Annotated in this window: 8 protein-coding genes and 1 pseudogene; 2 read left to right on the top strand and 7 right to left on the bottom strand. The window is 35.7% G+C overall.

What is annotated here, in order from left to right; genetic code table 11:
• Positions 1-262 precede the first annotated feature (262 nt).
• From H4K33_RS13035 to H4K33_RS13025, 3 genes are all read right to left on the bottom strand, one after another.
• A complete protein-coding gene (locus H4K33_RS13035; protein ID WP_182649678.1) occupies positions 263-691 on the bottom strand; it encodes a hypothetical protein in 429 nt (142 codons plus the stop codon).
• A 115-nt stretch (positions 692-806) separates the two neighbouring features.
• Entirely contained in the window at positions 807-1,661 is an 855-nt protein-coding gene (locus H4K33_RS13030; protein WP_182649676.1) for a hypothetical protein, read from the bottom strand.
• A gap of 419 nt (positions 1,662-2,080) precedes the next feature.
• Positions 2,081-3,163 carry a lipase family protein gene (locus tag H4K33_RS13025; RefSeq protein ID WP_182649674.1) on the bottom strand — a complete coding sequence of 361 codons (1,083 nt, stop codon included), beginning with the start codon at positions 3,161-3,163 and terminating at the stop codon, positions 2,081-2,083.
• 218 nt (positions 3,164-3,381) lie between these two features.
• Between H4K33_RS13025 and H4K33_RS13020 the strand changes: the two genes are divergently transcribed.
• Both H4K33_RS13020 and H4K33_RS13015 read left to right on the top strand, forming a co-directional pair.
• Positions 3,382-3,978 carry a hypothetical protein gene (locus H4K33_RS13020; protein WP_182649672.1) on the top strand — a complete coding sequence of 199 codons (597 nt, stop codon included), beginning with the start codon at positions 3,382-3,384 and terminating at the stop codon, positions 3,976-3,978.
• A 239-nt stretch (positions 3,979-4,217) separates the two neighbouring features.
• Positions 4,218-6,404 carry a glutamine synthetase III gene (locus H4K33_RS13015; protein ID WP_182649670.1) on the top strand — a complete coding sequence of 729 codons (2,187 nt, stop codon included), beginning with the start codon at positions 4,218-4,220 and terminating at the stop codon, positions 6,402-6,404.
• A 271-nt stretch (positions 6,405-6,675) separates the two neighbouring features.
• Here H4K33_RS13015 and H4K33_RS13010 read toward each other — a convergent pair whose 3' ends face one another.
• The 4 genes and pseudogenes from H4K33_RS13010 to H4K33_RS16450 form a co-directional block, all read right to left on the bottom strand.
• Positions 6,676-9,783, bottom strand: a complete 3,108-nt coding sequence (locus H4K33_RS13010) for an efflux RND transporter permease subunit (protein WP_182649668.1) — start codon at positions 9,781-9,783, stop codon at positions 6,676-6,678.
• Between the two features lie 20 nt (positions 9,784-9,803).
• A complete protein-coding gene (locus H4K33_RS13005) occupies positions 9,804-10,898 on the bottom strand; it encodes an efflux RND transporter periplasmic adaptor subunit (protein WP_182649666.1) in 1,095 nt (364 codons plus the stop codon).
• A gap of 17 nt (positions 10,899-10,915) precedes the next feature.
• A complete protein-coding gene (locus tag H4K33_RS13000) occupies positions 10,916-12,196 on the bottom strand; it encodes a TolC family protein (protein WP_182649664.1) in 1,281 nt (426 codons plus the stop codon).
• Between the two features lie 83 nt (positions 12,197-12,279).
• Positions 12,280-12,578: pseudogene (locus H4K33_RS16450) on the bottom strand (hypothetical protein); the annotation flags it as partial.

The following is a 12,578-nucleotide window of genomic DNA, read 5'->3' as shown; positions in this document are numbered from 1 at the left end:
TCTTTAAAGTGTTAATGATACGCTATAAGAAACACCGATTGCATCACTTCATTTCAAAAATGAGGCTATTTATGCAATTGACCATATTAAAGATAAGTAAAATACATATACAATGCATTGATTATAATGAAGTTGTATATCATTCAAATCTGAATAAAGCAAGTCAAGTGTTTCGATAAATAAAATAAGAATAGGCTAGATAGCACCTCAATGGATTAAGAAATATCCGTAGAAAGGAGAAAAACTCAGCCTAAGAAAGGTATCATATACGATAAGTACAAATGTAAGAAAGCCGGTCGACGGAACTGAATTTAAATCCATCAACGGCTAGGGGAGTTGTATAAGCAAGGGTTAAATCAACTGATTTTAAATCGGTCAGGTAGTTTGAGTTAAACCACTTGGCGCGTATAGCTGCTTTTTTTTCTTTGGTGTTTGGTGTAGCTTCCGTTTGTTCAATCTGTAAATCTGCCTGAACCGTATTGATTCGAGCCATAGGAGAACAACAAAGCATATCAGCCATACTGTGATGGCTATCCATTCCGTCTGTAGCACAGCAAGGCATTACATCTTCTTCCATCTCCATACAACTAGCCATAGCCGTAGTCATCTCATTACAATTCCAACTGATAATTGGATTCGCTGTAACAAGTACGGATAAAGAGAGTACTAATATGGATAGATATTTCTTCATGGAATAAAATGAATGTTTAAAAAGAATGATCCATTTAATGACAAAGATATAAAAAATAGTTTACAGTTTACAGTTAACCGCGAACAGTTAACTGTAAACTGTAAACCGTTAGCTGTTAACCAACATTATATCGAATAACTGCATTCGTTCTAGCATTTCGTGTGCTGCTAAAAAATTGAGTTAAGCTATATGGAGATCTTGTTTCTTCACAACTCTTTTTGATTTCTTCCATAGAGTTTTGTGAAAACAGAAGTAGTTCGAGCGATTTTAAGAAACGTTCTTTTCTTTGATAGTTTGATAAAGTATCTCCATAAAAATACAAGATATTGGTATTAAATTCTTCTAGAGATAAATTGTGGTTTTGTAATAAAGAAAGTAGTTTTATATCATCGGCAGTTTCTGTTTCTACTAAGTTGTTATAAATCGATTGATGTTTGTTTTTGTCTTTGAGGTAGAAATTAAAGTCTAAGAGTAAGTCTTCCAAATGGGTTTCTATTTTCAAATAGAAGAGGTTGACTGTAAATTCCCTGTTTTCTGAAATGTGGATGGTTCCAACTAAGGCACACATTTGTTTGGTTCGGTCTAAACAGTTGAACGTTATACTGGTGTATGTATTCGGTGGTTGTTGATGAAATTTATCTTTTATTTCTTGTCGAACCGCTGCTAGTATTTTAACCTGTTTTTCCGAATTTATTTTCGAAAATTCAATTTCCCGAATTAATTCGTAAGAATCATTTAACGTGATCGAAAACGGAGTGTTGTACGTTATCTTGTCTTCGCTTTTTTGAAGTTGCGCATAGTTAATATGCAGTAAAGCTTCAAAAAGAGTGGAGGTCATTGCTTTAAAATTATTAAAATGATAATGTTGAAAAGCGAGTGAGTTTAGATTTCCATGCGGAAAGATTTTGGCAAAATGCCGAACAAAGTGTTGAAGGGTACGTTGTACTTCTTCAAATAATTCAAGTTTCATAAGGTTAGCTAGTGTTGTTTGTTTGGTTGTCAAAACTGCATTCTAATTATTAATCTAGTTTTAATGCAATTTTAATGCTAGTTTAATAAGAATTTTGTAAAAAACCAAATCGAAAGGTGATGATATGGTAGTTTTGGCCTGTTAAATTAATAGGGTAATCTTTGTTTTTTATATTTTTAAAGAGAAAAAGTTATTTTATTTTAGCTTTAAATGCATATTATTTTTGTTGATGTTGAGGTAATTTTAAATTAAATTTTTTTTTATTTTTAGGGCTAAAAATGTGAAAATCATAGGAGTTATGGAAGTAAAAAAGTTATTTAAGAGGTAATCTTAGTCTTTTTTTGAGGTGTGTTTAGGATACAATGCGTCACGCTGAATGAAAAGACAGCTTGTATGAGATTGAAAAGTAAAAAGGAAAGTTACTGTTTCAACAAGAATAAATAGGCGTTTGGCAAATGATGAGACATAATATTCTCTGGTTTATTGAATTGCTTTAGATAAGCTTGATTCGTTAGTCCGTCTAATATAATAGGATTACCACAGCGGCTGTAGTTACTTTCCTGACGGTAGGTAGGTTCTTGCAAGTCAGGAAGTGTTTTATTGATTTGTTTAAACAAAAAAGGGCCGAGTAATTTGGCGTAGCGCTTGACGCTCTTTTTCGTTGGGTTGCTTACGCGATTATACAAACCACGGGCAAACCAGCGTTTAGGCCAACTAACTTTCTTAATCGTTGCATCTATGTTTTCTTTGCTAAATGGGCTGACAGGGTTAAAGTCTTGTATGCGCTGTGTAGTAGGGGGTACTTCAGGTACCCAATCTTGTGTATTCACGATAGAATAGCTCCATTGCGTCATTGTTTTTTCATACTGATAAGCGAAGTAATTATTTCCTGGTTTGGGAGCAGCTAACGTATAAGTTTTAAATAGAATGTCTCGTGGTAAAATTTCTTCTTTTTGCCATTGTTTAAGCTGTGCAGTAATTAAATAGGCAATTACCCCTCCTTGACTATGTCCTGAAATGAGAATTTCTTTGTTGTTTGTTTGGTACAAACTGTCTATTTTGGGTTTGATATCTTGTAGCAAATAAACCGAAGCGATCGTCCAACCTGCGTGTACACTTGCTTTATCATCGTCCGAAAAACGATAAGAAACGGGATGATCAGGCGTTAAAAAAATTGTGCCATTGGCAGGAACCATAGCCGCATAATAATTGGCGAGCCAGCTAATTCCCTTGTTAACAGAACCGCGAATAACGATTTCAGCAACACGGGATTCCTTATTATAATAAAGTCCCCATTGATTCGTTAATCCCATTTCAGGTGAACGATAAATATTTTCGTATTGAGTTAAGAGAAAAAGAGAATCCTTGGTATAGGGTTTGTGAATATCTTCAGCTAAGTACAAGCTGTGTTCAATTTCTTGCAGGTCTGCTGTGGGTTTTAACTGTTGTGCAAACGAAAAGAAATTCAAGAAGAGAATACAAATACACGCAATCTTTTTCATGGCAAAAATCAATTTAAACAATACCATAAATGTAAAGGATTGAAGCGAGAAATGTCGTTTTTTGTGAATTTGTTTTTTTCTTTGCCAAAAGAATCTTAGTTTTAGAAGTACTAAAAGAAGTTTTGTCTGGGGCAGGATAAAAATGCTAAAAATGTCTTAATAAGTAATTCTGCGTATGAATTAAACAATACATTTGAAAAAGGTAAACAAGAAATGTTATGAAAAAATTGATGTTATTATTTGCAGTGGTAATCGGAAGTTTAGTAACCGTTAGCTGTGAAGGACCTCGTGGACCACAAGGTGCACCAGGACCGGAAGGACCTGAAGGAGTTGTCCTAGGTAAAGTATATGAGTACCATTTAAATTTTAATCAAAATTTAAATGCTAATATTGCAGGGCAAGTTGTCAAGCACCCAATCAAAGTTTATTTTGGTGATACTGTTATGATCTATGTTCTCGATGGGACAGATAAAGACAAAAATCCTATCTGGTCACCTTTGCCTATGCGTTATTTTGTACAAGACAATGCAACACAAAAAGACGAAGAGTTGGAGTATATCTATAATTTTGGACTACAAGATTTTGAGATTGTTGCTCGCGCAACTGCACCTCTAGGGTTATTCAACGGAACACCGGGTTCTGATAAAGATCCAGGTTATGTTACGAATATGATTTTTAGAGTGGTTTACATAGCAGGTAAAGATCCAATACAGATGAAAGCAAATGCTGTAGGTGGAGAGGATAAAAAACTAAGTTACGAGGAATTACTTCTTAAGTACAACTTAACGAAGGCACCTGTACAAAAAATGTATTAAGAAAAATGGACGAATGTAGATTCGTCCATTTTTTTTTGCTTTTAGAGGAGTAGTAGTAAGGCGCTATGCGTTTATAGTTAAATTAGGTTGTATAAATCTATTTTTGACTACATAATTAAAGAGCAAAGTTTAAAATAAAAAAAAATACAGTAAAAAATAGGGGGTATGTGTTGTGTTTTTATGTTTTTTATTATTTTTGCATCATAAAAATAGGGGGTACCCCATTAAAAAGTGTATTTATGTCAACATTTCGTTTTCGAGCAATTGAAAAAGCAGCCTCAAGAAGCGCTGTGAAGGTAGAAGAACTGGGTAGAAAATCATTAATATTTGGAGATCATGTCTTTAATGACAAGTCGATGCGCCAATTTTTGACACCCGAAGCTTATCAGGCGGTAAAGAATGCACAACTAGGCATTAAGATTGATCGTCGATTAGCAGATTACATCGCATTAGGGATGAAAGAGTGGGCACTTTCAAAAGGAGTGACACACTATACACACTGGTTTCAACCTTTAACAGGAACGACAGCAGAAAAGCACGATGCTTTTTTCGAAACGCAATTTGACGGTGATCCAGTAGAACAATTTAATGGAGGGCAATTAGTACAACAAGAACCCGATGCATCGAGTTTTCCGAATGGAGGAATTCGCAATACATTTGAAGCAAGAGGATATACAGCTTGGGATCCAACATCTCCAGCGTTTATATTTGGATCTACTTTGTGTATTCCAACTGTATTTATTTCTTATACAGGGGAAGCCTTAGATAATAAGACCCCACTTTTAAAAGCAATCAACGCTATTGACGATGCTGCAACAGAAGTAGCGCGTTATTTTGATAAAAACGTAAAAAAAGTAACACCAACGTTAGGATGGGAGCAAGAGTACTTTCTTGTTGATGCTGCTTTAGCTGCATCAAGACCTGATATTCTAACAACAGGTAGAACCTTATTAGGTCATACTGCTGCTAAAGGACAGCAATTAGATGATCACTATTTTGGTTCTATTCCTACCCGTGTTTTGAACTATATGCACGACTTGGAAAACCATTGTATTTTGTTGGGAATTCCTGTAAAAACACGACACAATGAGGTAGCACCTAATCAGTTTGAATTAGCACCTATTTTCGAGGAAATTAACTTAGCAGTGGATCACAACTCTTTGTTGATGGATGTTATGAAGAAAGTTGCAGAAAAGCATCATTTCAAAGTTTTATTCCACGAAAAACCATTCAAAGGAGTAAACGGATCAGGAAAGCACAACAACTGGTCTTTAGCAACTGACACAGGTGTTAACTTATTAAGCCCAAGTAAAACGCCTAAGAGCAATTTACAGTTCTTGACCTTCTTTATTAATACCATTAAGGCTGTAAATGACAATGAAGAATTGTTGCGTTCAGCAATTGCATCAGCAAGTAATGATCACCGATTAGGAGCGAATGAAGCACCACCTGCAATTGTATCTGTATTTATCGGACAACAATTAACTAAAGTGTTGGAAGAGTTAAAAGAAGTAACAGATGGGAAATTATCTCCAGAAGAAAAAACGGATTTAAAACTAAATGTAGTTGGTAAAATTCCAGATGTATTATTAGATAATACAGACCGAAATAGAACATCTCCATTCGCCTTTACAGGAAATAAATGGGAATTTAGAGCCGTTGGCTCAACAGCAAACTGTGCAGGTCCGATGACTGTTTTAAATACAATTGTAGCCAAACAATTGAAAGAGTTTAAAATTGAAGTAGATCGCTTGGTAGATCAAGATGGATTGAAAAAAGACGAAGCTATTTTTAATGTGTTGCGTGAGTATATCAAACAAAGTGAGCGTATTTTATTTGAAGGAGATGGCTATAGTAAAGAATGGGAAGAGGAAGCTGCAAGACGCGGATTGAGCAACCATAAAACAACGCCAGAAGCTTTAAAAGCAAAAGTATATCCTGAGTCAATTGCAGTATTTGAAGAAATGCAAGTAATGACAAAAGTTGAGGTTGAGGCGCGTTATGAAATTGAATTGGAAGAGTATGTAAAACGAATCCAAATTGAAGGACGTGTTTTAGGAGATATCGCTAAGAATCACGTAATTCCTACAGCAATTAAGTATCAAAACTTGGTGATTGAAAACGTAAAAGGCTTGAAAGAAATTTTTGGAGAAGAGGACTATCAAGAATATGCAGAAGAACAATTGCGTATTTTAAAGAAAATCTCATACCACATTGCACAAGTGAATACAAAAGTTGCAGAAATGGTAGATCAACGAAAAATTGCCAATGCGATTGAAGATGTAGAAGAACAAGCAAAAATGTATTGCCATATTGTAAAACCGTATTTTGATATTATCCGTTACCACAGTGATAAATTAGAAATGATGGTTGACAACGAATTGTGGACTTTGACTAAATACCGCGAGTTATTGTTTACGAATTAATTGGAAAGTGGAGCGTGGAGATTTTTCTTAGTAAGATAATATTTTTCAAAAGAAATTTCACATGACGAAAGTGCCAATTACTATAGATTAAAGAAAGGGGAAGCAGATGAAGAATAGTAACAGTAGGACTCTGTCTAACCAACTTGGAAACGAGATTTTTTCTGAATCTTTATAAACTAAGAAAGGGGAATTGCATTGCAATTCCCCTTTCTTAGTTTATTTAATATGCTGTAAATCATTAATTTAGAGTATGTATTCTCATTTAGATCATTTACTCCTCTCTACTTTCCTCTCTCTTCTTTCCTTTATAAGCCCAATAAAACACTTGAGGTAAAATAGTAAAAGCTAAAATCATACCGATAATTAATCCACCTACAATCATAATAGCTAATGGTTTTTGAATTTCAGAACCCATTCCGTTGGATAAAGCCGCAGGTAGGAGTCCCATTGATCCCATTAAAGCAATCATAATAACAGGTCTAATACGGCTTTTAACACCATCGCGAATCGCATCTTCTAAAGACATTCGCTTCTTGAGGTTTTCTTTCATTACTCCAATGAGGACAATTCCATCAATGGTAGAAACTCCGAATAAAATAATAAAGCCTATTCCTGCTGAAATTCCAAACGTTGTTCCCGTTGCCCAAAGGGAGATAAATCCACCAATAAAAGCAAAAGGCAAGGTTAGGGAAGCGATTGCTGTATCTTTTACATTACCAAAGTTGAAGTATAGTAGAATTAAAATGAGCACTAACGATACAGGAACAACGAGAATTAGCTGTTTTGCTGCTCTTTCTTTACTCTCAAATTCACCTGCCCATTCCATTTTATTGATGGCAGGAAGTTGAACTTCTTTTTCTACTTTTGCTCTTGCTTCTGCGATGGTACTACCCAAATCACGTCCTTCAATACTAAAGCCAATACCGATGTAACGACTATTCCCTTCACGATAGATAAAAGCAGGTCCGGTATGGTAATCAATGGTTGCTATTTCTTTTAAGGGAACTTGTTTACCATCCAAACTTGGAATTAAAATTTCTCCAATTTTTTCAGCAGAATCACGGTAATCTTTATCGAAACGCAATACGACATCAAACATGCGTTCATTCTCGTAAAAGGTTGTGGCTGCCTGACCACCAATTGTCATTGCGATTACAGCTTGTGCATCTGCAGTCGTAACCGCATATTTCGCCATTTTTGTATCACTCAAAGAGATGCGTAATTCAGGAAGACCAATGTTTTTAAATATATTTAAATCTGTAATTCCCGGCACATCTTTGATACTTTGTGCAACTTGAGTGGCATATTTTTCTAAGTCAAATAGGTTGTCACCAAAGATTTTAATAACAAGAGAGCTTTTAACTCCCGCTACGTATTCTTCGACATTATCTTGGATCGGTTGACTAAAACCAAAGTTAATTCCCGGATATTTTTCTAGAGAAATACGCATTTCTTCAAGTAGTTGATCTTTAGATACCGAGCGTTTCCATTCCTTTTCAGGTTTAAGTTGGGTGTGAAATTCAATATTAAAGAATCCTGTTGGATCTGTTCCATCATTTGGACGCCCTGTCTGCGTTAATACAAACTTTACCTCGTCAAACTCGCGTAAAATTCCCTTCATTTCTTTTGCCAAACGCACAGATTCGTCTAAGTTAATACTACTAGGTAAAGTAGCGCGAATATAGATTGCTCCTTCGTTTAATTTGGGAAGAAACTCAGACCCATAGTAGTGGAATCGAACACCACAAATAACTAAGATCAAACCAAAGAGACCGAAAGTTAGCTTTTTGTGATAAAAACTCCAGTTGAACATTTTATAAATGTAAGTTTTGAAAAATCTAGAGATAACGTTTTCTTTTTCTTCTATATTTTTAGTCAACAAGAGTTTACACATTGCAGGTACATACGTTAAGCTTAGTATTAGTGAACCTAATAATGCGTAACCTAGAGTAAAGGCCAAAGGAGAAAACATTTTTCCTTCTACTTTTTCAAAAGAGAAAATAGGCATTAAGGCTACAATTAAGATCAACAAAGCGAAGAAAATGTAACCTGCAACACTACTAGCGCTTTTTCTAATCGTGCCTAATTTAGACATTTTATTGAAGCGCTTCATGCCGACAATTTGAGCTTTTTTCTCTAACCCAACAAAGACGTGTTCTACAATTACCAGTGTACCTTCTAGTAGTAAACCAAAATCTAAAGCTCCCATGGAGATTAAGTTTGCAGGAAGTCCCTGAATCTTAAGCATAATGATTGCAAATAAGAAAGACAATGGAATTACTGTTGCAACAATAAAGGTTGTTCTCCAATTATATAAAAAGATAAATACAATAACAGATACTAATAAAACCCCTTCGATCAAGTTTTTCGTTACGGTATGTACAGTCGTGTTTACCAAGTCCGTTCGATCAATGATTGGTACTATTTTTACATTTTTAGGTAAAATACGATCGTTGAGATCTTCGATTTTAGTTTTCAGCTTGCTGATGACATCACTTGGATTTTCACCGCGTAACATGACTACAATGCCCTGTACGACATCGTCTTTATCTTGATAACTTACCTGACCTAATCGCGGTTTAGCGTTGATTTCAACCTTAGCAACGTGTTTAACTAAAATGGGAGTATTGCCTTTTACTTCGATCAGAATATTCTCAATATCTTCTAGGTTGTCTAGTAATCCAACACCGCGAACCACATACGCTTGATCTCCACGTTGAATAACGTCTCCACCTACGTTAATGTTACTTTTTTCAACAGCCTCATAAACATCCAAGGGAGATAAACCGTAATTTACTAGTTCTGTAGGGTTAATTTGGATTTCGAATATTTTTTCTTCTCCACCAAAACTCACCACATCCGCAACCCCAGGTACAGATAATAATTCGCGTTCAACAACCCAATCTTGAATTGCTGTTACCTCTTTTATGGGTAAATCACTTTCGATAATATAACGGAATATTTCGCCTGTAGCTCCCGAAGGCGGCTCGATTTCAAAATCTGCACCATCAGGTAGATTGACGTTTCCCATTCGGTTTGACGCATATTGTTGAGCGTAAAAATCGTCAATTTCGTCGTTGAAAATAACCGTTACTACAGATAGGCCAAAGAGTGAAATGGATCGAACTTCTGCTTTGTTCGGAATTGTATTCATTTCTTTGGAAATGGGTAAAGTAATAAATTTTTCTATTTCCTCAGCACTTCGTCCGGGCCATTGCGTAATGATACGCGCACGGGTGTTGGTAACATCAGGAAAGGCCTCAATAGGCGTATGAATATAGCTGTAAATTCCACCAAATAACAACAACAACACGCCAAAGAGCACGATGAACGTATTTTTTAGGGAAAAGGCTACAATATTTTTGACAAATTTTTGCATTTTCTACTCTTCTTTATGGGTTATAGATGATTGTTTAATTGTTCGTAAATCAATAGTTCGTTTGTGGTAATGACAGTTTCACCTTCTTGAACGCCACTAGAGATATAGGTAAATTCTTTATTCTTTGTTAGGGGAGTAATTTGGCGAATTTCTTGATGACAAGCATCTTGGTAGGTCACCACATAGTTTTGATTGTTGTCGAAAATAATAGCGTTGTTTGGAACAGCAAGGGCTTCCCCTTGGTTGTCGTCAATGAGTAAATGAATTTCAGCAGACATACCAGGACGTAGCTTCATGTCGTGATTCCCCATGACAATACGCGCTTTTAATACGCGTTCTTCGGCGTCAAATACTTGCGAAATATTAGATATTTTACCCTCAAATTTCTCATCAGGATAAGCAAGTGTACTTACTTGTACCTCCGCATTGAGATGGATATAACGCATTGACGTAGCATAAACATTAGCCATAATCCAAACATCATTTAAATTAGCAATGGTAAATAACGGTTCGTCAGTATCTGTTAAGGTCATTCCTGCAACAATGTTTTTAGTAACAATATAACCATCTTGAGGGGCTAGGATTTGATAGATCCCTTCCTTGTTTTGTCCGTTAAACATAGCAAGATTGCTCTTTGCAGAACGCAATTTACTCTCTAATACCTGTACATCTTCTTCTGCTTCCATAAGTTCTTTTTGAGAGGAAAGCCCATCTTTGTACATCGAAGAAACGGATTCTAATTCGCGTTTAGCTACTTTTAATTCTGCCTCTGTTGCTCGTAACTCTGTTTTGAATTCATTGAGATCCGTGCTTCTAATTTCTGCAAGCAGTTGTCCTTTTTTGACAAAATCACCTAAAGAAAATTTAGCACTGAGTACAATTCCCTCTACAAGACTGTAAAAAGGAACCGTTTTATCTTGGTTGTACTCTACCGTACCACTTAAACTAATGGTGCGTTGGATAGGACGTTGCGTGACTTTAGCGAAATTGAGCCCTTGACCAATTTCTTCCGGAATGCAATAGTTCTCTTTTTGTTTTGTTTCCGTTTCTTGTTTACATGATGCTAAGGTTAGCAAGGCTAATACAGCATAGCTTAGGGTATATTTTGAAGTCATTTTTATTCGTTTTATCATTATATATCTTTGCCAACAGCAAATTGTAAATTTTCAAGTTGTTCGTGTAGTTCTTTTTTTGTCTCTAACAAGATGTTTTTATTGTCGAGATATGCCTCTACAAAGTCTAAGTATTCAATTAGACTAACATTCTTTTTCTGGAAGTTTTTTACATAAGCTTCGAGCAATTTATCCAAATCACTTTCGTAAGTACTTTCAATTTGATCATACAAATCTTTGGCTTGGATGTAGTTTCTCAAAGCCTCAATAATATCGTTGGCAATTTCGTTTTTCTTTGATTTTGACTCTAATTCTGCTAGTTGAACTCCAATTTTTGCTTCTTTGATATTTCCTTTGTTGCGATCAAAAATTGGAAGATCAAAAGAAAGTCCGAAGCCGACAAAATCACGCATTATATTTCCTCCACGATCGTAATCTACTCCTAAGGTGATATTAGGTGTGCGTTCTGCCTTTTCGATCTCTACTTGTTTTTTGGCCTGGCTTACTAAGTTGTCGTGTAGCAAAATATCAGGTCTATTTTCTTGTGCGTGAACAATCCAATCTTCAATTTGCAACTCACTAACCATCGCCGTCGGAACATCAAGAATATCTGTAATAACAATAGTTGTGTTAGATCCGATGTTGATGAAGTTTTTCAAATCTTTTAACGACTCCTCTAAATCTTTAGATAGATCGACAACTTCCTTTTTAAATTGAAGTTGAGCTGCTTTTAAACGGATGTATTCACTGTGACTAATATTACCTTGGTTCAGTTGATTCTTGTAACCTGTAATCAGTTGATCCGTATTTTTTATTTGTTGTTGATAGATATCGCGTTGTTGTTGTAATACTTGAATAGAAGTTAACGTATTGCGCAAGGATAATTTAGATTCGCGTAAAACAATTTCGAAATCAGTTTTTCGTTCTTCAATAGTTAATTTATGCAAATCGATTCTCTTGCGTCTTTTTCCAGCTGTTTCGATTTCTTGCTCTAGATGCAAGGAAATTTGTTGAGAAGTTCCCCAATTTCCAAAAATAAGGGGTTGCTCTTCAATGTCTGTAGTTCGCCAAACGTTGACTTCTGAAATTTCAAAGGTGGGATTAGGCCATAAACGCGCCTGAATTAGCTGAGCTTCAGCCTGTGAGATTTCTAATTTTTTTGCAAGTAAATCTAAATTTTGCTCCAGAAATACGTGTTCTATTTCTTGTTTACTCATATTCAGTGTTTGCTGCTTCTCTTGCCCTAAGACGAGACAAGTAGAAAAAACGAATAGAGATAAGGTTATTACATTTTTAAACATGGTGCTCATAATTAATAGATCAAAATTACAAACCCCATATTATAAGGGCTTTGGAATAGCATTAATAGGATATTAAAACTAGATTAGAATTCGATTAGAATGGGGGAACTGTTGTTTGTTGATGAGGTGATGAGGTGTTGAGGTGATGAGGTGTTGAGGTGATGAGGTGTTGAGGTGATGAGGTGTTGAGGTGATGAGGTGTTGAGGTGATGAGGTGTTGAGGTGATGAGGTGATGAGGTGTTGAGGTGGTGAGATGGTGAGATGGTGAGATGGTGAGATGGTGAGATGGTGAGATGGTGAGATGGTGAGATGGTGAGATGGTGAGATGGTGAGATGGTGAGATGGTGAGATGGTGAGATGGTGAGATGGTGAGATGGTGAG

The organism is Myroides sp. WP-1, from assembly GCF_014145635.1.
In the GTDB taxonomy this organism is placed as follows: Bacteria; Bacteroidota; Bacteroidia; order Flavobacteriales; family Flavobacteriaceae; genus Flavobacterium.
This window is presented reverse-complemented; position numbering and strand designations above follow the sequence as displayed.

Coding starts and splice junctions, on each gene's coding strand:
- H4K33_RS13035 (WP_182649678.1), bottom strand. CDS start 691: ATGAAGAAATATCTATCCATATTAGTACTCTCTTTATCCGTACTTGTT.
- H4K33_RS13030 (WP_182649676.1), bottom strand. CDS start 1,661: ATGAAACTTGAATTATTTGAAGAAGTACAACGTACCCTTCAACACTTT.
- H4K33_RS13025 (WP_182649674.1), bottom strand. CDS start 3,163: ATGAAAAAGATTGCGTGTATTTGTATTCTCTTCTTGAATTTCTTTTCG.
- H4K33_RS13020 (WP_182649672.1), top strand. CDS start 3,382: ATGAAAAAATTGATGTTATTATTTGCAGTGGTAATCGGAAGTTTAGTA.
- H4K33_RS13015 (WP_182649670.1), top strand. CDS start 4,218: ATGTCAACATTTCGTTTTCGAGCAATTGAAAAAGCAGCCTCAAGAAGC.
- H4K33_RS13010 (WP_182649668.1), bottom strand. CDS start 9,783: ATGCAAAAATTTGTCAAAAATATTGTAGCCTTTTCCCTAAAAAATACG.
- H4K33_RS13005 (WP_182649666.1), bottom strand. CDS start 10,898: ATGACTTCAAAATATACCCTAAGCTATGCTGTATTAGCCTTGCTAACC.
- H4K33_RS13000 (WP_182649664.1), bottom strand. CDS start 12,196: ATGTTTAAAAATGTAATAACCTTATCTCTATTCGTTTTTTCTACTTGT.